Origin of the sequence: Tessaracoccus massiliensis, from assembly GCF_000826065.2 — a bacterium.
In the GTDB taxonomy this organism is placed as follows: Bacteria; Actinomycetota; Actinomycetes; order Propionibacteriales; family Propionibacteriaceae; genus Arachnia; species Arachnia massiliensis_A.
In genome coordinates, this window is the sequence record NZ_LN623541.1 from 338,505 (window position 1) to 362,518 (window position 24,014).

A 24,014-nucleotide genomic window follows, 5' to 3' on the forward strand; every position below is an offset into this window, starting at 1 on the left:
CTACCGACGACGTCTCGACGGGTGTGTTCACCTCGGCCGGCCGCCAGTGGCGCACCGAGTGCAAGACCGCTGCCACTGGTGGGGATGCGTGCCGTTCGTACACGATGACCACCGTCTACGCTGCGACGCCGAAGGCGGAGGGTGGCTACACCTTCTCGCAGCGCAACCAGTGGGTGTTCAACAACATCGTGATGTTCGGAGGCCCCGAAAAGCGTTAGTCGCTGGTCCCTGAGCATCGCGCCCCGCGCGGCGACGAAGGGCCCCCCGCAGCGTGATCTGCACCTGAACCCCCTTGGTTGAAGTGTGAGATCGGCTGCGGGGGCCCTTCGTCGTTCGCTGGCTCGCAAGCTCGCTGGCGAACGCTCAGGGACCGGATCGACTGCGACGGTGACGTCGCCTACGAGGCGAACCACTGGGCGAGCGCCCTTCTTTCCCCGATCCCGGCGGAACTCAGCCGATGTTCGCCAAGTGTCAGATCGACGGCGGGGCTCCTCGATGATTCTCTGGTCCTGAAGGCTAGGCCCGGCGTCAGAGGCTGCGCAGCAGCCGCGACCCGTATGCCCGCAGCTTGCGGATGGGCGGCAACGCGTTGCCCGACGGCGCATGCCCGGCCAGGAGGCGGGCCAGGTAGTGGCCGCTGGCGGTGCCGTTCATCAGCTCACCGCGGCCGTTGCCGCGGGCGTAGAAGCCGCCGGGGATGGCGGAGGCCCCCACCACAGGGCGACCGTGGTCGCTGGGGTCGATGGCCAGGCGGCTGTGCTCGCCGTCGGTGGCGCCCAGATGCTCGACCGCCCAGGCCTCAAGGGCTTCCGCCGCCTGCGCCATGCCGTCGGGGCCTGTCTTGTGGCCGAGTAGCAGCGCCTCGTCGCCGACGGGCCGCACCATCCACACATCAGGCCTGGCGTGCAGGGCGACCTCGGTGAGCGCACCCGCGGGCCGACACCGCAGCACCGGCACCCACTCGGCCTCCCCGATCCGGGCGACCTTGCCCCACGGGCTGACGCCCAGCGTGTCGATCACTGCCATGCCGCTGACGTGCCCGACGTCGCGGACCCACGCCATGTTGTTGCGGAAGTAGATGCGGGTGGCCCCGTCACGCCTGGTCAGGTGTGTCACTGTCACGCCGTGGACGACGTTGGCTCCCGCCTTCACGGCTGCGGCACGCAGCGCGACCGCGTACTCGAAGGGATCCACGACGAGCACCTCGCTCATCAGACTGATGGAATCCGGGGCCACCAGCACGTCGGCATCGCCGCCCTCTTCGCGGTACATCTCTGCCAGCTTGAGGGTCTCGGCCTCGTCGCCTCCGGGCAGCGACTGGTCCCGCATCCGCATCCGCCGGGCGGCGGGCAAGACGCTGCTGATCTGTTGGAGGCCTGCGATGTTGCGGCGGGTATGCTCCCGCGCCGCGCCCAGTCCGTAGGCGTGCGCGATGTTCGCCACTGTCGAGGCATGGCCGGTGGCTGCGACGCCGTGCCCGATGGCGGCGCTGACACCCTCGTCGTTGGGGTCGAGGACGACGACGCCGTAGCCCTCGGACGCGAGCAGCCGGGCGACGGTGAGGCCAGCCACCGTCGCACCCAGGACCACCACGTCATGCGCCATGGCCCCACACTAACTGCCCGTGACGCCGCCGGGGCGGCACCCCACCTAAACCCGAGGCGCCTATTCGGGCGGAATCGCTCCCACAAGGCGATCAATAAGGTAGCGTCTCGAGACTATAGGGGCTCGTCGACCATCTTCCCCGCGCCCAGCCGGCCCGCACTCTCACGGCATGGCTGTCGAGGCCGGTGTGTTCCCCATCGTGGGCGACCAGCGGAGGTCGCTCGCGGATCAATCGTCCGTGCAACGAAGCCGGCGATGAGCGGAAGGGGTAGACCCACTATGTCACGGCCAACATCGACGAGGATGGGAGCGCCAGTGGCTGCACTGGCACTCCTGGCTTCGTCACTCTCGCTCCCTGCCCACGCGGCAGACACCTACACCACCACCCATGTGACCGACGGCCGGACGAACTTCGTCGTCGTGGAGAACCCGGGTGGGGGTGCGACCATCAGCTACGCGGCCGCCAGCGGCGTCGGCATCATCGAGGAGGTGGACGATGGAAACACCTTGGCCTTCAAGGACTCGAACAGCAACGGCAGACTCGACGTCTGGGAGGACTGGCGCCTGGGTTACAACACCCGCGCCGAAGCGCTGGCCCAAGAGGTGACCATCGACCAGATCGCCGGCCTGATGCTCTTCTCGTCCCATGAGCGCAACCCTGATGGTGTGCTCACCGACGCCCAGCGCAACTACCTCCAGAACAACGATCTGCGAAACGTGCTGAACGCCGGGCCCAACCATGTGGCCGCCAACGTCATGTGGTCCAACGAGATGCAGGCCTTCGTCGAAGGCCTGGTCACGGAGGACAAGCCGTACATCCCGGTGAACTTCTCCTCTGACCCACGCTCGACGGCGGGGGTGGCGCAGTACGACTCCGCGGGCCCCATCTCGCGCTGGCCGTCGCATCTGGGCCTGGCAGCCATCTTCGACACCGATGTCATCCACGACTTCGCCCGGATCTCCTCCGAGGAGTACCGCGCACTGGGCATCACCACTGCGCTCGGCCCGCAGATCGATACAGCCACCGAACCGCGCTGGCTCCGCGTCGACGGCACGTTCGGCGAGAACACCGACCAGGCCTCTGCGGCCGCTGCAGCCTATGTCCACGGGTCTCAGAACTCGTTCAACGCTGCGGGCGAGGCGGCCGGCTGGGGCCGCGACTCCATCAACACCATGATCAAACACGTCCCGGGCGACGGTGCCGGTGAGGGCGGACGCGAATCCCACACCAACGCAGGCAAGTACAACGTCTTCCCCGGCGACAACTTCGAGGGCCACCTCGCCCCGTTCGTCGCGGGGATCGATTCGATGTCGATGATGTCGAAGTACTCCATCTCCATCGACGCCGACGGCGAACCCATGTTCGGCCAGCGCGTCGGCGCCGCCTACAACAAGGACCTCATCGACGTGGTCCGCGTCGAGCACGGCTACGACGGCGTGATCTGCACAGACTGGGGCGTCACCTCCCGCATGGCGCACGGCATGGAAGGCGTGAGCACGGAGGAGCGCCATTACCGCATCATCGCAGCCGGCCTCGACATGTTCGGCGGCAACAACAACAAGGCCCCGGTCCTCGCGGCCTACGATCTGTGGCAGGCCGACTATGAGGCGGGGCTGCAGGACATCGATGCGGAGACCCGCTTCCGCCAGTCCGGTGAACGCATCCTGCGGATGTTCTTCGCCCCCGGTCTGTACGACCATCCCTACCTCGACCTGGTGGAGTCCCGCTCCACGGTGGCGAGCGCAGACAAGGTGGCCGCCGGGTACCAGGCTCAGCTGGATTCCGTGGTGATGCTGAAGAACGACGGCGTCATCAAGGAGACAGATGCCTCCTACTGGAGCGACAAGACCGCCTACATCCCGGCCTCCATCGCACACGGCTTCCCGGGTCTCTTCGGCGACACGCCTCCCCCGACGACGGGACCCACGATGGACATCGCCACGGCTGAGCAGTACTTCGGCCGGGTGGTCACCGACACGGTCATCAAAGACGATGCCGGCAACCCGGTGGACCTGCAGCAACCGGACCTCTCCGACGTCGACATCGTAGTGGCCGGCCTGCGCAGCCCCATGAACGGCACGAACTTCTCCGGGGCAGGACTCAGGGGCGATGGCACCTTCTACCCGCTGTCTCTGCAGTACCGCCCCTACACTGCAGATGGGCCCAACGTCCGCAGGGTCTCCATCGCGGGTGACATCCTTCCCGACGGCAGCCGGCAGAACCGGTCCTACTTCGGGGAGACCTCCTACATCGCCAACGAACAGGACCTCGACTCGCTCCTGGACGCGGTGACCAAGCTCGATGAACTGGGTCGCGACGTGCCGGTCATGGTGGCCATCAAGGCCGTCAACCCGGTCGTGCCCGCCGAGTTCGAGGAGCAGGCTGACGGCATCGTCGTCGGGTTCTCTGTGTCTGACGAGGCACTGTTCGACGTGATCCTCGGCCAGCACAACCCTCAGGGCCGACTGCCGATCGCGTTCCCGCGCGACATGGACGCCGTCGAAGCCCAAATGGAGGATGTTGGGCAGGACACCGAGCCTTACGTCGACGCCGCGGGCAACGCCTATGGCTACGGGTTCGGGCTGCGGTGGGCAGCGGACGCCACCGCCGTGGGCATCGCCGTCACGTCACCGCCCAGCATCGCGGCCTACACCGCCGGGGATCCACTGGACCTGACAGGCATGGTGGTCACGGTCACCTACTCCGACGGAACCACTGCGGTGGTCCCCCACGACGAACTGACCGTGACCGGCTACAACCCCAACGTGTTGGGGCGGCAGACGGTCACCGTCGCCACGACCATCGATGGCACTGTGCACCGCACCCAGTTCACGGTCACGGTGGGGCCACGCCCGACCCCACCGCCGGGGATGACACTCCAGGCACCTTACGAGGTGCCTGGCTTCCACAACATCAGCGACCGACGGTGGTACACGGCCTGCGAGCCCTACTCGCAGACGTTCCGCTGCCGCACCGACATCTGGGCCACGGTCGTTGAATACAAGGACGGCCGCTTCGTCGCCACCACCGGATGGCACTTCAACAACCTGACCTACCTGCCGTTCATGACGGAGGATGAGTGGGGCGCCAATCCGCTGGCCAACGACGGCGCTTTCACCTCGGGTGACCGTCAGTGGCGCACCGAGTGTCACACCGCGGCCACTGGCACAGGCGCGTGCCGGTCCTACATCTTCGTGAAGAATGTGGTCCATTCACGCCAGGCTGCCGACGGTGCATGGTCGTACTACCTGGAGGATGCCTGGTTGTTCAACAACCTGGTCCGCTTCCGGCGGTAACCCGTCCCTCTGGCATGGCCGCCCGCAGGCATCTGCCTGCGGGCGGTCGTGTGCGCGCTGGGCACATGCACTCTCCGTGAGCGAGTGGTGCCGTTGCCCACCCCATCGGCAGTAGCATCACGCAGACGAAAGGATGCGCCCCATGTGGAAGCTGCATAACAACGGAGTCCTCCTACCCGACGGAGTGGTCAAGCCCACGGAACGTCTCGGCTGGGGGCGCACCATCGGGCTGGGCGCCCAGCACGTCGTGGCGATGTTCGGCGCCACGTTCGTGTTCCCGCTGCTGATGGGCCTCAACCCACAACTCGCGGTGATGATGTCCGGCGTCGCGACGCTGCTGTTCCTGTTCGTCGTCAAGCACCGCGTACCCAGCTACCTGGGCTCCTCGGCTTCGTTCGTGGGCGTGGCCACCGCCATCTACGCCGCGGGCGGCAACCCTGCGACGCTGACCGGCGCACTGTTCGTCGTCGGCCTCCTGCTGTTCATCGCCGGCCTCATCATCCACTTCGCCGGCGCGCGGGTGATCCACCGGGCGCTGCCGCCGGTGGTCACCGGCGCCGTCGTGATGCTGATCGGCTTCAATCTCGCGCCCGTCGTGGCCAGCGTCTACTGGCCGGTCGACCCGTGGTTGGCCTTCGTGGTGATGCTGATCGTGGTGGGCCTGTCCATCGGCCTGCGCGGCTTCTGGGGCCGCATCGCGATCTTCCTGTCGCTGGTGCTCGGCTACATCCTCAGCTGGGTGGCGGACATGACGCTCGGCCCGCTGCAGACCGCCGACGGGCCCGCGCCCCGCGTCGACTGGTCCAGCGTTGCCGCAGCCGATTGGCTCGGTTTCCCGCCGGTCACCGACCTTGCGACGTGGGAGTTCGGCGCCACTGCCACCAACGTCGTGGGCTTCCACCTGCCCCAGTTCTCGCTGGGCGCCATCATCATCGCCATGCCCGTGGTGATCGCGCTGATCGCGGAGAACACCGGCCACGTCAAGGCCGTCGCGGAGATGACCAAGGAGGATCTCGATCCCATCATGGGCCGCGCCATCGCCGCTGACGGCGTGGGCTCGATGATCGCCACCACGGTGGGCGCCGGCCCCACCACGACGTATGCGGAGAACATCGGCGTCATGGCCGCCTCCCGCGTGTACTCGACGGCGGCCTACGTCGTCGCCGCCATCGTGGCCATCCTGTTCGGCTTCTCCCCCAAGTTCGGCGCCGTCATCTCCGCCACCCCGTCGGCGGTGCTGGGCGGCATCACGGTGGTGCTCTACGGCATGATCGGCCTGCTCGGCGCGAAGATCTGGAAAGAGAACAACGTCGATTTCGGCAACCCGCTCAACCTCATCCCAGCCGCGGCCGGCATCATCATCGGCATCGGTGACGTGAAGGTCCCGCTGGGCGACTTCGAACTGGGCGGCATCGCCCTGGGCACCATCGTCACGATCGCCGTGTACCACCTGGCCCGCGCCATCGCGCCGCGCCAGATGCGCGAGGAGGCCGACGGCGCCACGTTGCTCTACGACGTCGACGGCATGCACCACGTCGACGAGGAGGACCTCGAGCGCTGAGGCTGCTCCACGGGCTACGGTGGGGCAGGTGAACGAACTCGAGGTGATCTTCCGGGAGGCGATGGCCCGCGTGCCCTCGCCCGTGACCGTCATCACGACCACGGTCGACGACACGCCCGCGGGCACCACCGTCTCTGCGTTCGCGTCGCTGTCCGTGGATCCGCCCATGGTGTTCTTCGCCCTGGACAACCGCGGCGGCATGATCGAGCGCATCCGCGAGGCCGGCAGGGTGGGCGTCAACGTGCTGGCGGGCGACCAGTCCGAGGTGGCGATGAGGTTCGCCCGCCGCGATCTCGCGGACCGCTTCTACGGCCTTGCCTGGCGCGAGGATCACGGGCTGCCCCGCATCGACGGTGCGGTCTCGTGGCTCAGGTGCGAGGAGTTGCAACTCATCCCCGGCGGCGACCACACCGTCGTGTTGGCCACCGTCGCCGACGCCGAGACCGCCGGCGACGCCAGTCTCGGCTACCACCTCCGGCTCTTCAAGGATGTCCGGCCCGACGCGGGCTGACGAGCCACGCCCTGGTCTCGGTGGCGTGGCAGCCAGCACCACCGAAGCCCGTCGTCACAAGCTGTGCGCGGCCCGCGTCGAGCCCGCGGTCTACGTCGCCCGCAACGAGAGGGGCGCCGAGGTGCGCGTCGGCGGCTCGGAAACCGACGGCGTGTACTCCCCCGGGAGCTGTTGCAGATCGCGGCGGCGTGCTGCGCCGCCCTGTCCGCGGACCAGTCTTGAGCAGCCGGCTGGGTGAGAACTTCAACAACGGCGCCACCACCGCCGTCGAACTGGTCGCCGACGACGGCAGAAGCGAAACGACAATCGGCGCCTGACCGTGTCAGACGCCGATTCCTCTGGTGGACCTAGCGGGAGGCTTGTCGAAGCTTGCCCCGCCGGCGATCCAGATGGTGCGAGTACATCAGTCGATCCGCGCTCGACGGCACAGGACACACCTCCGGAGGCACCACCCGCAGCAGGCGCCGCAAGCATCCGAAGACCTCCTCCAGCGAGCGGAAACCGCCTACGCCGCCGGAGGGTCCCTGAAAGCCGTGGCCCGCCAGGTTGGCCTTGGACACGAGCGGCTCTCTCGCCTCCTGCGAGAACGCGGTGTCATTCTCCGCAACCACTCCCCGTCGAGCAGCGAGACTCGGCTGATGCAGGCCATGTATGAGCAAGGGAGTTCACTGAGCGAGTGGGTGACAGGTTCGGGTATACGGCGGCAACAGTCTGCAAGCACCTACTGGGCGTCGGCGTGGTCATGCGGGATACGTGAGGAGCCGTCGCCACGGAGACTAGATGATGCGCGCACCGGACAGTAGTCCCGGTCCCGACAGGTTGGCCGTGGGGCCCCGGGCCTCTTCAAGGCGAAGCAGAGCGGCCAAGCCTACGCACTCCGCTCATGCCGAAGGTTCCTGTCCTGGGTCGCGCGCCGCCCAGGTCAGGGAGGCTTGAGCCGGTACTCTAACCCCATGATGGAGTTCGCCAATGTGGCCGAAGGACACACGACCAGCGTATTCCAAGACGCCGTCCGCCTGCTCCTTCTCATCACTGCTGCAGCGGAGCCACTTCCCAGCCCCCGCCCGCCTGATGCTCCCGCCGAATCCGTTGCCGTTCTGCGCTCACAAGTGCTCCTCCAGAAGTTAGATTTCTGGCTGCGGAATCCCGACTACCTTGCCGGCGAACTCCTCTCAAGATTCGAAACCGAAGGCAATGAAGAGGATCTCGAACTTGCACGCCAAATCCTCGAAAGCGACGAGCCCGAAGTTCGTTCCTACCAGATGCTCCGTCATCTGTTTGGCGCCTACGAACCGCTAGACGAGGCCCTCTCTGTCCTTAGAACGCCAGGCCTCATAGTCCGCCGCCGCCAAGGGGTCCCCGGCCATACTGCCCAGCACAACTACTACCTCACCAGAGCCGGCCGCGAAGCGGCTGCCACGATCGTGAGTTCTGTGCCAGAACTCAAGTACTACGTCGACCGATCCAAACTGGTCGCGGACTTGGCAGGCGGCCGAAGAGGGAGTGCTTTGCGTGACATCCAATACCTCCAGCCCGAGTATGCAGGCGCGGAGGTTGGGACGCTTATCGCTGGAATCGCTGATCGCACACGCACACGACTACAGCGCTTGCTTGACGCACAGGGACGGGATGAATCAAGATGACAGCGACTACGGATCTGGTCCAACGCATCGCAACCGGCGCAGAATGCAGCGAAGACGCCGTCCTTCAAACGCTAAGCGACTACGGCTTGACCTTGGCTAGCCCCAACCGCCAGCATCGCAGTCTGACGGTAACTCGACTCCGCCTGCGCGGAACAAAAACTGGAGACATCGAACCGGGCGAGTTTGATCGCACCTTCGTCTTTCCATTCGGGGTTACCGTGATCTCTGCCGGAAACCTGCGGGGAAAAACGACGATCCTTGAAATACTCACCCTAGCGATCCGCGGAATACCACGCGACCTACAGTCGGACGTTCTTTCTTGGCTCACAGCCGTTTCCGTAGATATGCACCTCAACGGCCAACCAGTCGGCCTTCGCCTGCGGTTCAACAATTCACACATCACAGAAGCGAAGATTCTCACCGGCCCGAAAGACCAACTCCAGCTCAGCGACGATTTCGTCGCGTCCGATGTTACCGAGATCGCGCGCGCCGAGAGCGACGACGAGTGGGCTGAAACCATCGGAACATTCATGATGACCCAACTGGGCCTTGACACCATCCATGTGTTCAACAAGCCGAGAGCCGACGATGAGACAGGAACCATCAAGTCGCATGGCTGGCCTGCTTACTACGGAGCAATCTACCCCCCGGCTGCAGCTGACAAAGTGCTTTTGGGTAGCACCGCAAGTGATTACCTTCCAGTCAGGCTAATGCAAGTCTTTCTGGACATGCCTGACGCGACACGCGCCATGCGGGTCTCTGCATTAGCCAAGCGGCTCGATAGCGAGTACAAAACAGAGCAGCGGCGCCGGGAGCAAGTAAACGCCTCATTCGTCCACGAATTGGCGGCTGCGCAGGAGCGCCTAACCAAGGCCGAGGATCGGATAGCCCAATTGCAGGCACAAGCGCCAACTGAGAGCTTGCAGGACCTAATCAGCCTTGCCTCTGCCGCAGCGGAACGAGTCGCAGATGCGCGCCACATGGCCGAGACCGCCGCGTCTGCCTATAGCGAAGCACACCAAGCACGCATAGAAGACGAAAAGAGCCTTAACAGAATACGGGAGTCTGCCGCCGCCAGCGCCCTCTTCCAAGGCCTCGACCCCAAGCACTGCCCACGATGCGAAGGACCAATTTCCAGTGAGCACAGAAAGCGTGAGCAGGAGCACCACCAGTGCGCTGTCTGTGACGCTGCGCTTACCTGCGAAGATGACAGCTACGCGGAACGCGAGCTGCAAGCTGTCGAAGCCCTTTCCGCGACACGGGCCGCAGAGTCATCGCTCGCCGCGGCCAAAGCTGCAGCCCAGACACGACTCACTGAAGCGAGCGCCGAACTGGAGCGGCTGGACAAGCGAATCGGAAATGTTGAGGCTGCCAGTCACTCCGCGGCACGACTGGAAGCAGAGCATGAACTTGCTGCTGCTCAGGCTGTCGTGATGACGCTTAGACAGTTACAACCAGATGCTGTTGCTACGCCTGTCGCCCAGATTGTTCTCGCCGCGGCCGATAAGATTTTGCGATCGGACATTCAGAAATTCAGCACGGAGCTGTATGAAGACCTCAGCACCAAGACCTGCAACTTTGCAGTGACCTTCGGAATGGGCGAACTCGAAAATGTACGGATCAAAGCGAATGGCACTATGGACGTCACGAAAGGTGGAGGTGCCACGTCCAGCTTTTCCTCCCAGAGCCCAGGTGAGCGGTTGCGACTGCGGTATGCACTCCTCATCTCATTACTTCGCCTCGCCCAGGAACGTGGAATCGCCGGCCATCCAGGTTTGCTCCTGCTCGACAGCTTGAAAGCCGAAGAAGTCCAAGATGACCATGCCCGAATTCTCCTAGAGGGTCTAGTTGCCGCTGCTGCAGAGGAGCCCGAACTTCAGGTTTTCGTCACCACCGCTGACCAGTCACTCACGTCTCAGGTACCAGGAGTTGCAGCGACTATCAAGCCTGATCAGGGCAAATCTTCGATCTTCTAGCCAACTACTTCTCCGCAAGATCGGAACCGTCATGTCCATTGCAGATCGGATATGCAAAGCGTCAGCATCAGTTGACGCTTCGAGTGTGCTGTCTACAGTCTCCCTTGAGGAGATCGCGAACGAGGCGACAACACTTGCCGCTGGCCCGCATGCACCGCTTATTGCCGGTCTATTGGCACATCGACTCAACTCGATTGAAGAGACAGGATTATGGAGGGACGCGCTTCATAGGTTCACAGTTGGACTTGCTGCACAGCGGAGCTATCTAGCGCTGCGAGAGGCCGTCGATTCCCTGCTGACTCACGACATCATTGATATTGTCGGCCCCACCCTGCACGACGTCCTACTGCCGACCTCTGACTGCATATCAGCGTCTCCATTGATCGCGGGACTTCGACTTAGTATTGCGCTGGATATTGTCGCGACAATAGACCATCCGCCCTATCGACTACTGGAAGTTCTCACTCAACCTGTCGACCCTCTCCCACACGAGTTCGACGACCCGCTTGCCCGAACAGTCGGCGTTGCCGTGGACTTATGGACAGGGGAAGCCGACCAACGAAGGTTCGCAGCCACTCTTGACAGACTTGCGGCTCGCGGTTCGGAGGATGCGGCCTATGAGCGCGCGCTCCAAGTGCTTCGTCACGGGCTCCAGCAACAGGACCAGACAGAACTGCTCAGCTACATCCGCAACGCGCAAGAGCGGTTCCTCTCCTTAGCGTCCGTGAGCGAAGACAGAAGCGACGCGCAAGCGTTCGCATCGGCATGTCAAGCGGTCCTGGCGTTCCACGATCACGACGAGCAGCGACTTCGAGCCGCTGCTCACTCTGCGCGAGAGACGGCGAACTATCGCACGCTCCAGCTCCACGGCATGCACCTTCGAAACAGAGTCTTAGCCGGGCATGAAGCTGAACTGGCCTGGACGTCACTAGCATGGCACCTTGAGTATGCCTCGGAACACATATCGGAAGACGCTTTCCTAGACACTTGGGCCGCCGCCGAAGCGATCACCAAGGTTTACGAGACGGACCGGCGCTTCAGCGGCCTACGCACGGTCAACACTCTCATCCAGCCTAGGATCGTCAACGAACTGGCAAGGCGCCATGCGATGGCGCACCAACTGCAACGGGCCGTGGACGCGGATCAGGCGCGCGATACCCCCTTGTTGTCCAACGAGATCTACGAGCTCGCGGGCCTTGTCCATCGGGCTCGATCAACTCTGCGTGAGCCCAACGATGACCCCCAGGAGGATTCCCTCCGCGAACCCTACCTCCACGCCCTACTTGGGCCAGCCTCTGCTCTAATCAGTGACCTAGATGACAAGAAGCGGGCCGCACTCGAAGAGTCCGCCCGGCAGACGTTCGTTGGGACTTTCGCAGGCGACCGACCTGCTAACGAGTTGATTGCGAGCCTAACTGCATCTCTGATGGCCGACCTCTCGGACAACCCCGCGTTCGTCGGAACAGTCAAGTCAAACTTCTCATTACTCCTACTTAATACACTGCGTTTTATGGTTCACGTTGGAGACGTAAGGCAGAAATACACCATGCCGATCGACGCGAACCACCCAGCACCCCTGGAATCATCACTCCAACAGCACTTCGCTGAGTATCTCAGCGCTACGGAGCTGGCAGGCCGTGTGGGCCTTGAGCACTCAAACATTGCGCATGGCCGTGCCGACGTGATCGTCAACTTCGATGGAGCCCAGCGATACGTTACTGAGGTAAAACGCGAACTATCCGACTGCAGCAAGAAGAGCATTGAGTCCGCCTACCTTGCTCAGGCCATGGAGTACCAGTCAACGAATCAGCCGTTCGCACAATTGCTCGTCCTCGACCTCACTGATCACACGGCGGGCACACCGCACGTCGCCGAGTCCGTATGGGTCAGCCACCGTCGTGACGCTTCGCATCACATCACAACCAGCGCTGTCATCGCGGTTGTACGCGGAAACCGTCCAACGCCGAGTTCATTGACGTAAGACGCAGGGTGCAAACGGTGACTGCGCTGCTTCACGAGCAAGCGTCGGGCGCTGAGCAACTAGAAGCAGCGAGTCCTTCACATGGTCGGGTAAGCTAAATCGTAGGCGGCCTCTACCTGCGTGAACCCACCGTTGGATGCGGTGGATGACCTGATGGCTTCGGCTGGAGTGGTCCTCTTGTTTCCTTGTCGCCGGTGACGAGGAGAGGACTGTGCTCATATTTCGCCTGATCTGGATCGCCAGCATCCACACGCGGGACTTCCTGCACCGCTACATGCCGACCAACATCGTCTTGGACAGGCTCCGCACGCGGCGGGGGCTGAAGTGGGGCGTGCCGGCGATGTTGCTGGCCATCCCGTATCTCGCGGTCGCGAACATCCTGACGATTCTCATCGGCCGCGGTGCGCCCGGGTGGTTCCACCTGCTGGTGCTGTTGTGCATCTGGAACGCGTTCAAGTTCCTGGTCATGGGCCCGGTGAGCGTGGTGCTGTTGGTACGAGCCCGCACTGCTGAGCGTCACAACCGGCGCGTGCTGACCTGTTCGCCGCCACCCACGGCCTGACGGCCGGGCGAGGCTCGCGGGCTGTGTTGGCGCACCTGCTCGGCGGAGTCTGTTCGAGGAGGAGCCGTCATGTCCGGTGTTGCTGGTCTTGGTGTTGATGAACGTCGTGCCCGGGTGGTGCTGTCGCTGTTGGCGGAGCCGGATGATCCCGTCACGGGAGGGCTGCTGCGTCGCGTGGGTGCCGTTGAGACGCTCGGGCTGCTCGACACCGACACGACCGTGCCGGGTTTGGGCCGTGTTGATGGTCGGGTGTGGCGTGACCGTCTCACGTCACTGGGCAGGCTGGATGGGCTGGACCAGCGGCTGCGCGTGGTTGAGGAGAGCGGGATCGCCACGCTGATTCCGGGGGATGTGCACTGGCCTCGGGCGCTGGACGATCTGGGTGAGCGTGCCCCGTATGTTCTGTTCGTGCGCGGGGCGACGTCGTTCTTGGCGCGGCCAATGCAGGCCTCGGTGACGGTCACGGGGTCTCGGGCGGCCTCCGCGTATGGGGAGCATGTCGCGGGCGAGCTGGCTGCCGCCCTCGCGAACAGGGAGCGCGTGCTGGTCGCTGGTGGCGCCTATGGTGTCGAGGCTGCCGCGCACCGCGCGGTGTTGGCGGCCGGTGGGGACACGATCGCCGTGCTCGCAGGTGGCGTGGACCGCCCTCACCCGAGCGGGAACCGTGACTTGCTGGACCGGGTGGGTGATGTGGGTGCGCTGGTCAGCGAGCTTCCTCCCGGGGCGGTGCCGACGCGGCATCGGTTTTTGGCCCGCTCCGGACTGTTGGGGGCCATGTCAGCGGCGACGGTGGTCGTGGAAGCGGGCGCACGGTCGGGGGCACTGCGCGTGGCGGCCGAAGCTCATCAGCTCGGTCGCCAGGTTGGTGCAGTGCCGGGGCCCGTCACCAGCGCCACCAGTCATGGTCCGCACGAGCTGCTCCATACCGGCAACGCACGCTTGGTCACCTGCGCTGCCGACGTCGAAGAACTCATCACCGACCGCGCCACCCATCGTCCGGGGCTGTCAGCCGAGTTCACGCAACACATGGGGCCGGCAGCTGGTCCACCCGAACGGTCTCTGTAGCCCGGTCGGCAGCTTGCGGGGTCTCGCACCATCCCTCTGGACGGTGCGAGACCCCCTTCCTTGTGCCCGCCATTACAGGTCCAGGTGCCGCGTCGCCTGGGCAGCGGGCCGCCGACGATCGTCCTCCATGGTCGGGCGGATCAGTGTCACGGCACGCGGCAATAGCGGATGTTCGCAGCCAGGCTCTGCATGCTCAAGCGGGTGACAGGTCACCGCCGTAACAGGGACGCCTCCGGAACGGCCACTTTACTGTCGCCCCTAATAACTCTTCGGGAGCCAAACGAGGCCTGATCGCTCGGAGACCTCGCGCGCTGTCGGACCGCAATGGGAGGATGGGTCATGTAGAAAGGAGCTCAGCGTGGACGCCGATATCGTGCTCACTGTCGACGACGGTCAGTCTGCCGACGCGGCACGCTTCTTCGCGGCCGGGGTGCACCTGCTGGAACTGCTGGACGATCTGTCCGACACCGCCGATGTCCAGTGGAAGGTCGCAGAACTGAAGCTCGGCTCCGCGGTCTCCGCTCTAGCTGCTGAGGGCGAGCACCGCACCGAGGGCATCGACGCGGCCCGCGCGGCGGTCACCGGGCTGGCCCGAATCCGGGACGGCAACGGGATGCCGGCCGATTGGACCCCGAACGCCGTCGCGCACGCCAAGGACATGGTCAGAAGGGCCGGCGACCGCTCCAAGGTCGAAGCGGCCAGCAACGTGGTCTGGCTCGACCGGCGGCTGCGTAACGGGCTTGACGAGATCTCCCCGTGGGTGCGCGAGTTCTACGGCTCTGTGCGCGGCCAGATGACCGGCGTCAACGTCACCCGCGGCAACCGAGCCTCCATCAAACCCCAGGGCGGCGGCAAGGTCGTACACGTCGGGTTCCCGACCCAGCTAGCCCAGAAGATGCGCGACGGCCTGCTGGAGTTCGTCGAGGTCGAAGGGACGCTCCGACAGAACGAAGACGGCCAGACCTACTACATCACCGCCGATGAGGTCCGCGTCGTCGAGGAGCCCACGCTGACGTGGCGCGAGCTGCGGGGCTACATGCCCGAGATCACCGAGGGCATGACGGTCGCGGACTACCTGGAGGCCATCCATGGCCAAGACTGATGTCAAGCGTGTCCTGATGGACTCCAGCGCCCTCCTCGCCTGGATCAACGGCGAGCCGGCGGCCGGGCGCATCACCGGTCTGCTCGATATGATCGACCGCGGGGAAGCCGAGCTGGTCGCGTCGGTCATCGTGCTGGCCGAGGTGTACAAGAAGTCGAACGCCGTCTCGCAACGCGAGCGAGAGCTCCAGGACGCCAAGCTGGCCGCCATCCGCGCGAAGCTGGAATCGCGCGACGTGCTGCTGCTGGACGTAACGGTGCCGGTCGCACGCAAGGCAACCGACTACCGAGGCACGCACGGGATGAAGCTTCCTGACGCGACGCATTTGGCTACCGCCGTACTCAACCGATGCGACTGGCTGGTGACACTGGATCGCGACTTCCCACAAATCGACGGCCTGCGGGTGTTCCGCATGAAGGAGCTGCTCTCCTCCATCGAGCTGCCCTGGGACACGGCAGTCCAGCAGACGTTCTTCGCGGCCGACGACAACGTGGCTTGGTTGACTGCCCGCCCCGCTGAGCGTTGACCGCGATCATCCGGCCTCGGAGCCTCCGGCTGCACGCAAGGGCTTCCTATTCGCGCACCGCTAGTTTAACCATGATCCAACCTGACTCGATGCCCACGAGCTTGACCACTGCGGCATGACCGAGCGTCTCCAGCGGACATAGCGCCGTTCTCGTCATGCGAGTTGCCGGCGGGCGGGTATGGCATATTGCTGACTATGAGTGCAGACAAGTTCATTGCTCTGATCGACGCGGCCGCGCGTGAAATCAAGGACGATTATGAGGCTGCACGAAAGCACGCGCGAAACAAAGACAGTCAACGTGCCGGCCATGAGGGCGAGGCGGCATGGGTCAATCTCATAAGCAAGTGGCTCCCGCTGGGCCAGATCGTGACGCGCAAGTACATTGTCGGGCCGAGCGGTGAGACGAACGAGATTGACTTGGTGATCCTAAGGCCCGACTACCCAAGTGCGCTGACCGACCAACCGACGGTCCTGGTAAGCGGCGTCTTAGCGGCTTTCTCGTGCAAGTTGACGCTGAGGAAGAAGGACATCCTGGACGCTCTTGAACAGAAGCGGATGATCAACTCGGTTGCGGGAACGTTCGGCAGCGCTTGGCCCGAGGTAATGACCGGGCCAGTTCCCTTTGGCCTCCTGAGCCAATCGACGGGGTTGATGCCTTCATCCCAAGATCCCAGAGGCGACTTCAGAACCCTCTATGATGATCTTGTTCATAGCGTCGACGGGTACGCTGTCGGACATCCGAGCGAAGAGTTGGACGCTCTCCTAATCGCCGACCGAGGATTCTGGAGCACGAGCTTCTCCGCACTTACCCCCAAACTCCAACCCGATGGAACCTATAAGCATCTTCCTATGACTGCTTTCTTGGAGCACGCGCCGGGAAAAGAATTGGGCGGCTACCCACTTGTGCAGTTTCTGACATGGCTCTCAGCGCGCTGCAGCAGTGGCGTGTCCTCGCTGTCGGCTCTACGTCCGGTGTACGGTCTGGATCAGCAATCGGGGACTATGATTTTCTGGGAAGGTTCCATCTACCCTGAGCACATTCAGGCGAATCCGACCGTACTGCTCAACGAGTATGGGCATAGCAAGGTGCTTTAGGGCACAGTGCATGAGCGCATCTTCCGCGGCACGACGAGTCGCACGTCCGCAGCGCCTTCCCCAGTTAACACCTAACCGATGCCTGCCGGAGGACGTCCGCTGTCGTTCCAAGGGGAGTTCGGGATGATGGTGCCGTCGCCCGCTCATCGGCAGATGATCAATGTCACGCGCCTGTGGTGGGGGTGTGGTGGCGGGCGCGGGTGTGGGCGAGGCGGTAGATGAATCGCCCCGGGTTTGTTAGAGGCTCGCAAGTGCCGCGTCGGCGGGTGCCGGTGCGGGCAGCCAGCAGCCCCAGTTGCTCAGCAGGAGACGAGCCCGGAGCCGAACGAATGCTCGCGGTCGCGGCCCTCGCACCGCTGGCCAGCGTGGTCTGGACGTTGGGAGGTAGAGCCGCCTGGGGGCCCGAAAGAGTTGGCAAGCCTCGCACCAACTCCTGCCACCGAGAAACAGCGGTCCGCGTGAGCAGACGAAGCCGTTCAGGGTGCACCGCGGAATCAGGGGAGATGTCCACCGCATCGAGAAGCTGTTCAGCACGCCGCAGGAATCGGTGCTGCTGGTGGGCAATAGCCGTCGCAGCGGCCACATGGACTGCCGCAGGTGCGACGGCAGCCAAGGCATCGCCCCACTCATCGACGCCCTTCACCCGAGAACCCATGAGCCGGTGATCGAGCGCCCGCAGCAGCGTTGCCTGGTCCTCATTCGTTGCCGACACGGCAGCATCCCGAGTCAAGAGCTGGAATGCGCTGCGCAGATCCTCGCGCGAGGAGTCACCAACGGACCGTGCGGACGCCACAAGCTTCGTGTCGTTCCACCAGCCGCCAGACTGATAGTGAAGGCGCGCGAGGCCCGCCGCAGCCCTCACACCGGGGTCAGGTTCACGATTGGCCGCAGACAGAGCGCGATGGGCAGTCAGGACCACCGAGGCCCACTCCGCGATCCCCAGCGGAACCCCGCTGAGGCGACGATGCATGGCCTCGCGATGCAGCCAACTCACGCCGCTTCCGCCTGAAGCAACTCGTCCAGGTCGACCAGACTGGACACGAACTCGGCCGCAGCGGGAAGATTCTCGGGCTCCCACCCCACCAGCGCCTCGCGGGCCTTGTGAACACAGGCGGCCGCAGTCTCCAGCTCCTCATCACCCCGGGCCAAGCCGACGGGTGACCCATCCGCGCACGCGGCGGCCGCGATGAAGACTGCACCCAGCGTGAAGCCGGTGTCAGTTCCACTCAACGGGTCAGCCCCACCCAGTTCCAGACGCGAGGCTCGATCCAGCAATGCGATGGCTCGCTCGATTCCCTGCATGTTCTCCGGTGTCTCCATGGCACCACTATGGGCGGTGCCAGGGTCGAACCGGCCACTACCCCCAAGAGCAGGTGGCTATGTCAACTCAATCGGGCCCCGGGATGACGGCTAGAATTGGACCGACCTTGCGTGAGTCAGCGGCAGGCGAGGGTGTCCTCTGGAGGTGAATTGAGGTGCATAGCCATGGTTCTTCGAGGTTCACTGGGCGGTGACGATCGAACTGGAACAGCCCACCGTGGATTCCCTTGCAGCCGTCGGCGAGACTGGTGAAGTGATGGAGATCCGTGAAGTCCGGCAGGACGAGTTGGGTGCCGCCGCACGCATGTGGGCCCAGGCTTGGTCTGAGTCCTATTCCGGGGTGGTGCCCGACGACGTCACTGCCGCTCGAACGTCCGACGACTTCCTGGCTCACGCGGTCAGCTCCTGGCGGGCCGCTATGGACCGGGGACTCACCTACTGGGTGGTCGTCCGTGACGGCTCAATCACAGGCATTGCCCATGTTCGGCCATCCCGCGATGTCGACGCGCCAACCCCTGTCGAGCTTACGATGATCTACCTGCTCGAGTCGGAGAAAGGCAGTGGAGCCGCTCAACAACTGCTGATGGCTGCTGCTCAACAAGCGGCCTGCAGCCTATGGGTCCTCGCGAACAACGAGCGGGCCATCCGCTTCTACACCAAGCAGGGTTTCCGTAAGGACGGCGCGATTCGCCAAGCGTTCGAGGGACACCGAGGGGTCCTTGAGGAGCGCATGGTGCGGCCTGCGCGCGTCTGAGGTCGTTCGCGGCAGAAGTGCGCGTTCAATTGGAAGCGGCGTCCCAGCAGGCCAGCACACCTTGCCCGCCCGAGAAGGTGACGCCCGGAATTGCGAAGTCGCGGGTGATTTCGCCAAAGCCAAGGTGTGCGTGGAGCGCCAGGGAGGCTTGGTTGAGGGCGTTGGCGAAGTACCAGACCTGTCGAACGCCTCGCCTTCGTAGCTCGATGAGTCGAGCGCGAGTCAGCAGCCGTCCCACGCCTCGACGACGTACGGCTGGGTCCACCACAACACCGGTGAGGTACCAGCCCGAGGGGGCATTGCAGTCGGCTGGCAGCTGCAGCCAACTCGCCTTCCCATAGCCCACGAGGTCCGAGCCAGAACGAGCCACAAGGACGAGCTGGCGATCATCCTCGAGCGCTCGTTGGAAGGCACCGATCCAGCGATCCATTGGCTCATCCTCGCGGGCTGCCGCCAATGTCGCGCATGCGCGGACGTCCTCGTTGGCCAAGGCGCTGACCAGCACGGGCAGCGGATCGAGGTCTCCGCTGTCGTCAGTGAACTCCGCGAACTCGGGCATGGGCACCACCGTACGCGGCAGTTGAGTGCGTTCAGATGAGTGGTGCAAGGATGTTGGCTTGCCGATTGGACGCCGTGCGTGTGCGCGTCAGGCCTAGCAGCAGCCCGAGCCCCCACACAACGAAGAGCGGATCCCAGATCCAAGCGTGCCCAATCATCACGGGACGGTCATAGCCCGCAGACGGGCGGACGATCCCGAACAGCACCAAATTGCTGACGACCGTGTTCAGCCCACCCCAGACGAGCAGCACCCCCGAAGCGCACCAGTAGACGAGCCGGGCTAGTGACCTGGAGGGTTGCCACTGGCGGGACTGGAGCCACAGCGGCCCGAATGCGCCCACGGCCTTCACTGCGGCCAGCGGGTACAGGATCCACATGACCGAGGCGAACTTGACGATGAAGGCGTCTCCCATGGTCCACAGCAGGGCACGGCCCCCGATGGCCCAGTAGAGGGTGATCCCCGTATGGATACCTCCTGCGACGGCCGCGAGGACAAACCGTCGGGATCGAGGGTGGGCAGCTGGCGAGTCGGCGTTCGTGTCGTGAGTCATGCTTACAATGTAAGCACAGCTATTGGTAGAGCTGAAAGCTTGGAGGATGGGGTGAAGAATCAGCGGCGAGCGCCCTTGACGCGCCACGAGATTCTGGAGGCGGGGATCGTTCTTGCGGACAGCGAAGGCTTGGCCGCGGTGACGATGCGTCGCCTGGGTGAGGTGCTGGGCGTCGAGGCAATGTCCCTGTATCGGCACGTCAAGAACAAGCAGGACGTGCTCGATGGCATGGCTGCCCTCCTGGTGGCCGGGATGCAGTCAGCCGTGGCGCCGTCCGAGACCTCATGGCAGGAAGTGGTGTGCCAGTTCGCGCGGGCCTATCGACGCTTGATCGTGGAGCACCCGGCAGTGTTCATGGCCCAGGCGGGGCGGGCCCTGGTGCTCGATGAGAACCAGACCGCCCTGCATCGGATCATCGACACCCTGGCGGCCGCGGGATTCAGCCGCGGTGACGCCATGGACATCTACCTGGCCGGCACCAGCTATGCGCGCGGGTTCGCCCTGACCGATCTCGCGCAGGCCCAGACCGCGACCCCCGTGGATGGTTTCGACACGGATCGCGCATTCGAACGTGGTCTCGACATCCTTGCGGCGGGCTTCGAGCAGGTGCGAATGAGCCCCCGCCCAGAGGAGTGACCCCCCGTCACCGCAAGAACCTGACCGCGGGCAGCCATGCGGCACGAGCGGACGTGTCCGGACTGCTGGAGACTGGGACCATGGCCGTTGATCCCGACCTCTACTTCGACCTAAGCATGGACGAGCTCCGAGAGGTCACTCGCTTCGCCCTGGCCCCCGCCGAACAGGTAACGGGCCTGCTCGGCGCCAAAGTCGACCCTCGAATCCAGGCTGCGCTGGAGGCGGCACGCTGGTTCGCCGCAGGACAGCGACGCTCGAAACTGCAGCGCACGACCGCGCTCGACGCCCATCGAGCCGCACGCGAGGCGACCGACGACGTCGCAAGACATGCCGCGGCCGCTGCCGGGGACGCGGCAGGGTCCGCCTACCTGCACCCCTTCGCCAAGGCAGACCAGGTCGGGCACCTCCTGCGGAGCACCGCACACGCCGCCTTGGCGGTGCAAGCCGCACGGGGTGAAGCTGCCGCGCAAGACCTTCTCGATAATGCTGTCAGTAGGGCCACCCCCGCGCTGCGCGCTGTCCTGCGCAGATACCCGCCCTTCCCGCCCGGCCGAGACCCCGTCACCCAGATCACCAGCGACCTTGACACGGTGCTGCGCGGCGCCTGACGAGTTCCGCCCCCAGCGGCATGACCGGACGCCAGCTCCGACAGCGGCATCAGGGTGCTTTGGGGCGCGAGTCCGGGTCTGCCCTGATGCGGCGGCGCCACGCACACCCGTAGCGTCGACACCATGAGCCCAGAACCCGCCATCACGCCCGCCCCTTCCGACGTCGCCGACCTCGTCCAACAGCTGATCTCCGGCCCGTGGCCGACCACTGAGACCGAACGCAGCGCATGGTTCACCCAGCACGGACTGGACATCACCGAGACAGCAACCGACGAGGACTACGTCAATTCGCAGGGGCCGAGCAACTGGGGCAACCCTCGAGGAGGATGGCACTTCCACAACGGCGAGTTCGTGGGGTTGCACTGGTTCATCTGGTCGGGTGAGCCATGGGACACCGTCGTGGCCCCGGCGGCGACACAGCTCCAGAAGTTGCTCTCCGGGATCCCAGGCTCCCCGGACGACATCGGAAAGTCAAACGGTCCTGCGACAGGGTTCCGCGCCTCTTGGACAGTGGATGGCCACAGCATCGAGATGTATGCCCATGGCCCCCGCCTCGGCGCAGGCATACCCGATGATCGCGCTACAGCCGTGCAGCTGCACGTTGATCACGCCGGCCGCAGCGCCAGCAAGGACGAAGAGGCACGAGCCAGTCGCTGAGTGCGCAGCAAGCACACACGACCAACACGACACACCACCAGCGGCAAGTCAGGACGTGTTGGGCCCTACGCGAGGCGGCGCTCGGCCTCCGACGACCGATCAAGAAACTCTGACGACGCTCACTGGTGGTAGCCGTTGCCGGAGGACCTCCACGCGCCGGCCTGCATCGTGCACGTGGGGGAAGTCGTCAACCGAGGGCAGCAGCAGAAAGGAACCGGTCGATCTCGCGGCGTACGGCATCGTGTGTGGGGCCGAGCCAGAACAGGTGGCTGGCGGCCTCAGTGTCGACGAGTCTGGCGCCGGGGATGACGGCTGCGGCATTCTCCGCGTGGGCAAACGCCACTACGCCGTCATGGCGTGAGGCGAGAACCAGGGTGGGGACATCGATAGACGACATCGATGCCTGCCTCGACCCGCTCGATCTGCCGGATGCCTGGCGCAGATCAAGGACGAATCCGGCGCCAGAGTTCATGCTGCTGAACATCGCCCGCGCGTAGTTGTCCGCGGTCCCTCGCCCATCGGGAATCATCTGTTCGATCTGCGCTGCCGCTCGCTCGGTGGCCACGACGGCTGTGATGCGCAACGTCTTGACGGTGTCGCGCGCGTAGGCGGCCACGCACACCGCCCGCCACGTCGTGTACTCGTCTTCGCTCATCGGGCGCAGGGTCACCGCGGTGGCCGTGCCGTCAGTATGTCCCCCTGGGGGTGCAGCCGTAGAGCCCCAGTCCTAAGGAGTTGACGGATGGTCGGTGAGTCCCTGCATACGTCGGACAGGGGAGACCGCGACCGGAAGTGTGGAGACGGCCATCAACGTCGTGCCTGCGATCGCCGCCGGCCACCACGCCCAAGCCGTCACCAGCCACCCCGCCAGGAGTGCACCGAGGGCTAGAGCACCCCAGGACAGCATCCGGTAGGCGGCGTTGACCCGGCCGCGCAGGTGCTCCGCGACGCAGAGCTGACGAACCGTGACGGCTTGCGAGTTCGCGACACCGATGCCCACGCCCGAGGCCACGAAGGCGACACCCAGGAGCACCAGTGAGCGCGTCGAGGTGTCCGACGCCAGGAGCACACCGAGCAGCGGCGCGGTGTTTCCCAGCGCCATGGCGGTGATCAACGATCGTCCGTAGCCGAACGCGGATGTCAGCCGGGCGCTCAGGCTGGCCCCCAGGAACGCACCCACGCCTCCAGCCATGAAGATCACACCCAGCATGAGGGGCCCGTCCGAGCGCTCCTGCACCACCGCGACGGTCATGGCCAGCATGAAGACCTCGTTCCCGAGGTTCCACGCCGTGGCCTCCGCAGCCAGGGCCCGCACGACGCGATGGTGCCCCAGGGTGACGAGTCCCTCCCAGGCTTGGGCGAGGGCCGAGGCGCCTGAAGGTTCCGGAACCGGCTCTTGCGTGCGGACCCGGTACAGAAGCACCACGGCCGCGAGCCGCCCGACGCCGTTAAGCCCGATGGCGATCGGCGCGGACAACCACTGCACCAGTGCGCCACCGACGCCCGACCCTCCGATGCCGATGGCTGACTGCGTGGCGGTGATGCGCGCGTTCGCGTCGGCGAGCTGCTCGCGGGAGACGACAAGGGGGACGAACGAGAAGTCCGCCAGCATGTGGAGGACGGCCATCGAACCCAGCAGCGCGGCCGCGACGACCAGGACGGGGATCGTCAGTGTGCCGAGCAGGGCGAGCCCCCCGATCGTCAAGAGCGTGCAGGCACTCACCGTCTCGGCGGTGATGAGCAAGGCCCGGCGGCGGTAGCGGTCGACGACCACACCGAGCCACAGGGTCAGCAGCAGGTAGGGCAAGAACGTGGCTGCTCGCACCATCGACAGCTCCTCGGCCGACGCACCCAGCCAGACGAGTGCCAAGACGGGCAGGGCCAGCTCTCCCACCTCGTTGCCCAACGCGGAGCTCGTCGTGGCACCCCAGATGCGTCGGAAGTCGCGACTACGCCAGGCACTAACTGTCGTCATGGTGATGGAGGTTATCTCCCGCAATGGGGCT

23 protein-coding genes are annotated in these 24,014 nt (G+C 64.8%); 16 read left to right on the forward strand and 7 right to left on the reverse strand.

Features of this window, described 5'->3' with window-relative positions; all coding sequences use genetic code 11:
* On the forward strand, positions 1-218 hold a 218-nt coding region (locus tag BN1186_RS15430), incomplete at its 5' end, for a hypothetical protein (RefSeq protein WP_040283205.1).
* A gap of 310 nt (positions 219-528) precedes the next feature.
* Here BN1186_RS15430 and BN1186_RS05905 read toward each other — a convergent pair.
* On the reverse strand, positions 529-1,605 hold the full coding sequence (locus tag BN1186_RS05905) for an FAD-dependent oxidoreductase (RefSeq protein ID WP_040283206.1): 1,077 nt from the start codon (positions 1,603-1,605) through the stop codon (positions 529-531).
* Between the two features lie 315 nt (positions 1,606-1,920).
* On the opposite strand from BN1186_RS05905, the gene BN1186_RS05910 reads away from it, so the two are divergent.
* From BN1186_RS05910 to BN1186_RS05965, 11 genes are all read left to right on the forward strand, one after another.
* Positions 1,921-4,902, forward strand: coding sequence for a glycoside hydrolase family 3 N-terminal domain-containing protein (locus BN1186_RS05910; RefSeq protein ID WP_052459854.1), 2,982 nt, complete (start codon positions 1,921-1,923; stop codon positions 4,900-4,902).
* Positions 4,903-5,044: 142 nt separating this feature from the next.
* A complete protein-coding gene (locus BN1186_RS05915; protein WP_040283207.1) occupies positions 5,045-6,463 on the forward strand; it encodes a uracil-xanthine permease family protein in 1,419 nt (472 codons plus the stop codon).
* A 28-nt stretch (positions 6,464-6,491) separates the two neighbouring features.
* A complete protein-coding gene (locus tag BN1186_RS05920; protein ID WP_218975404.1) occupies positions 6,492-6,974 on the forward strand; it encodes a flavin reductase family protein in 483 nt (160 codons plus the stop codon).
* A 953-nt stretch (positions 6,975-7,927) separates the two neighbouring features.
* The gene (locus BN1186_RS05930) at positions 7,928-8,617 is read left to right on the forward strand and encodes a hypothetical protein (protein ID WP_218975405.1); all 690 of its coding nucleotides are present in this window, start codon (positions 7,928-7,930) and stop codon (positions 8,615-8,617) included.
* A complete protein-coding gene (locus BN1186_RS05935; RefSeq protein WP_139650881.1) occupies positions 8,614-10,593 on the forward strand; it encodes an ATP-binding protein in 1,980 nt (659 codons plus the stop codon). Before BN1186_RS05930 ends, BN1186_RS05935 begins: the two co-directional genes overlap by 4 nt.
* Positions 10,594-10,624: 31 nt before the next feature.
* Positions 10,625-12,574, forward strand: a complete 1,950-nt coding sequence (locus BN1186_RS05940; RefSeq protein WP_139650883.1) for a hypothetical protein — start codon at positions 10,625-10,627, stop codon at positions 12,572-12,574.
* Positions 12,575-12,785: 211 nt separating this feature from the next.
* Positions 12,786-13,136: a sulfate permease gene (locus BN1186_RS05945; RefSeq protein ID WP_246043251.1), complete on the forward strand. Its 351-nt coding sequence runs from the start codon at positions 12,786-12,788 to the stop codon at positions 13,134-13,136.
* A gap of 69 nt (positions 13,137-13,205) precedes the next feature.
* The gene (locus BN1186_RS05950; RefSeq protein ID WP_040283211.1) at positions 13,206-14,201 is read left to right on the forward strand and encodes a DNA-processing protein DprA; all 996 of its coding nucleotides are present in this window, start codon (positions 13,206-13,208) and stop codon (positions 14,199-14,201) included.
* A 358-nt stretch (positions 14,202-14,559) separates the two neighbouring features.
* Positions 14,560-15,303, forward strand: a complete 744-nt coding sequence (locus BN1186_RS05955) for a hypothetical protein (protein ID WP_040283212.1) — start codon at positions 14,560-14,562, stop codon at positions 15,301-15,303.
* Entirely contained in the window at positions 15,290-15,829 is a 540-nt protein-coding gene (locus BN1186_RS05960; protein ID WP_040283213.1) for a type II toxin-antitoxin system VapC family toxin, read from the forward strand. The genes BN1186_RS05955 and BN1186_RS05960 overlap by 14 nt, the downstream gene beginning before the upstream one ends.
* A gap of 195 nt (positions 15,830-16,024) precedes the next feature.
* Complete coding sequence (locus BN1186_RS05965) at positions 16,025-16,924, forward strand: DUF6602 domain-containing protein (protein ID WP_040283214.1); 900 nt, start codon at positions 16,025-16,027, stop codon at positions 16,922-16,924.
* A gap of 163 nt (positions 16,925-17,087) precedes the next feature.
* Here BN1186_RS05965 and BN1186_RS05970 read toward each other — a convergent pair whose 3' ends face one another.
* Both BN1186_RS05970 and BN1186_RS05975 read right to left on the reverse strand, forming a co-directional pair.
* Entirely contained in the window at positions 17,088-17,918 is an 831-nt protein-coding gene (locus BN1186_RS05970; protein ID WP_040283215.1) for a hypothetical protein, read from the reverse strand.
* Positions 17,915-18,244 carry a hypothetical protein gene (locus BN1186_RS05975; protein WP_139650885.1) on the reverse strand — a complete coding sequence of 110 codons (330 nt, stop codon included), beginning with the start codon at positions 18,242-18,244 and terminating at the stop codon, positions 17,915-17,917. The genes BN1186_RS05970 and BN1186_RS05975 overlap by 4 nt, the downstream gene beginning before the upstream one ends.
* A 190-nt stretch (positions 18,245-18,434) precedes the next feature.
* On the opposite strand from BN1186_RS05975, the gene BN1186_RS05980 reads away from it, so the two are divergent.
* Positions 18,435-18,998 carry a GNAT family N-acetyltransferase gene (locus tag BN1186_RS05980; protein WP_052459856.1) on the forward strand — a complete coding sequence of 188 codons (564 nt, stop codon included), beginning with the start codon at positions 18,435-18,437 and terminating at the stop codon, positions 18,996-18,998.
* Between the two features lie 25 nt (positions 18,999-19,023).
* Here the strand turns inward: BN1186_RS05980 and BN1186_RS05985 are convergent, their stop codons facing one another.
* Both BN1186_RS05985 and BN1186_RS05990 read right to left on the reverse strand, forming a co-directional pair.
* The gene (locus BN1186_RS05985) at positions 19,024-19,557 is read right to left on the reverse strand and encodes a GNAT family N-acetyltransferase (RefSeq protein WP_218975406.1); all 534 of its coding nucleotides are present in this window, start codon (positions 19,555-19,557) and stop codon (positions 19,024-19,026) included.
* 31 nt (positions 19,558-19,588) lie between these two features.
* The gene (locus tag BN1186_RS05990; RefSeq protein WP_052459857.1) at positions 19,589-20,107 is read right to left on the reverse strand and encodes a DUF3995 domain-containing protein; all 519 of its coding nucleotides are present in this window, start codon (positions 20,105-20,107) and stop codon (positions 19,589-19,591) included.
* Between the two features lie 39 nt (positions 20,108-20,146).
* On the opposite strand from BN1186_RS05990, the gene BN1186_RS15435 reads away from it, so the two are divergent.
* From BN1186_RS15435 to BN1186_RS06005, 3 genes are all read left to right on the forward strand, one after another.
* On the forward strand, positions 20,147-20,743 hold the full coding sequence (locus BN1186_RS15435; protein ID WP_218975407.1) for a TetR/AcrR family transcriptional regulator: 597 nt from the start codon (positions 20,147-20,149) through the stop codon (positions 20,741-20,743).
* 80 nt (positions 20,744-20,823) lie between these two features.
* The gene (locus BN1186_RS06000) at positions 20,824-21,351 is read left to right on the forward strand and encodes a putative immunity protein (RefSeq protein ID WP_040283217.1); all 528 of its coding nucleotides are present in this window, start codon (positions 20,824-20,826) and stop codon (positions 21,349-21,351) included.
* 123 nt (positions 21,352-21,474) lie between these two features.
* On the forward strand, positions 21,475-22,008 hold the full coding sequence (locus BN1186_RS06005; protein ID WP_040283218.1) for a hypothetical protein: 534 nt from the start codon (positions 21,475-21,477) through the stop codon (positions 22,006-22,008).
* A 187-nt stretch (positions 22,009-22,195) separates the two neighbouring features.
* Here the strand turns inward: BN1186_RS06005 and BN1186_RS06010 are convergent, their stop codons facing one another.
* A complete protein-coding gene (locus BN1186_RS06010; protein ID WP_040283219.1) occupies positions 22,196-22,678 on the reverse strand; it encodes an alpha/beta fold hydrolase in 483 nt (160 codons plus the stop codon).
* Between the two features lie 57 nt (positions 22,679-22,735).
* Positions 22,736-23,983: an MFS transporter gene (locus BN1186_RS06015; RefSeq protein ID WP_074436949.1), complete on the reverse strand. Its 1,248-nt coding sequence runs from the start codon at positions 23,981-23,983 to the stop codon at positions 22,736-22,738.
* Between the last annotated feature and the right edge of the window lie 31 nt (positions 23,984-24,014).

Excerpts from the sequence above, each read along its gene's own strand:
- BN1186_RS05930 (WP_218975405.1), top strand. The coding sequence starts at position 7,928 with ATGATGGAGTTCGCCAATGTGGCCGAAGGACACACGACCAGCGTATTC.
- BN1186_RS05915 (WP_040283207.1), top strand. The coding sequence starts at position 5,045 with ATGTGGAAGCTGCATAACAACGGAGTCCTCCTACCCGACGGAGTGGTC.
- BN1186_RS05960 (WP_040283213.1), top strand. The coding sequence starts at position 15,290 with ATGGCCAAGACTGATGTCAAGCGTGTCCTGATGGACTCCAGCGCCCTC.
- BN1186_RS06000 (WP_040283217.1), top strand. The coding sequence starts at position 20,824 with ATGGCCGTTGATCCCGACCTCTACTTCGACCTAAGCATGGACGAGCTC.
- BN1186_RS05985 (WP_218975406.1), bottom strand. The coding sequence starts at position 19,557 with ATGCCCGAGTTCGCGGAGTTCACTGACGACAGCGGAGACCTCGATCCG.
- BN1186_RS05905 (WP_040283206.1), bottom strand. The coding sequence starts at position 1,605 with ATGGCGCATGACGTGGTGGTCCTGGGTGCGACGGTGGCTGGCCTCACC.
- BN1186_RS05990 (WP_052459857.1), bottom strand. The coding sequence starts at position 20,107 with ATGACTCACGACACGAACGCCGACTCGCCAGCTGCCCACCCTCGATCC.
- BN1186_RS05935 (WP_139650881.1), top strand. The coding sequence starts at position 8,614 with ATGACAGCGACTACGGATCTGGTCCAACGCATCGCAACCGGCGCAGAA.
- BN1186_RS05975 (WP_139650885.1), bottom strand. The coding sequence starts at position 18,244 with ATGGAGACACCGGAGAACATGCAGGGAATCGAGCGAGCCATCGCATTG.
- BN1186_RS06005 (WP_040283218.1), top strand. The coding sequence starts at position 21,475 with ATGAGCCCAGAACCCGCCATCACGCCCGCCCCTTCCGACGTCGCCGAC.
- BN1186_RS05950 (WP_040283211.1), top strand. The coding sequence starts at position 13,206 with ATGTCCGGTGTTGCTGGTCTTGGTGTTGATGAACGTCGTGCCCGGGTG.
- BN1186_RS05940 (WP_139650883.1), top strand. The coding sequence starts at position 10,625 with ATGTCCATTGCAGATCGGATATGCAAAGCGTCAGCATCAGTTGACGCT.
- BN1186_RS05965 (WP_040283214.1), top strand. The coding sequence starts at position 16,025 with ATGAGTGCAGACAAGTTCATTGCTCTGATCGACGCGGCCGCGCGTGAA.
- BN1186_RS06015 (WP_074436949.1), bottom strand. The coding sequence starts at position 23,983 with ATGACGACAGTTAGTGCCTGGCGTAGTCGCGACTTCCGACGCATCTGG.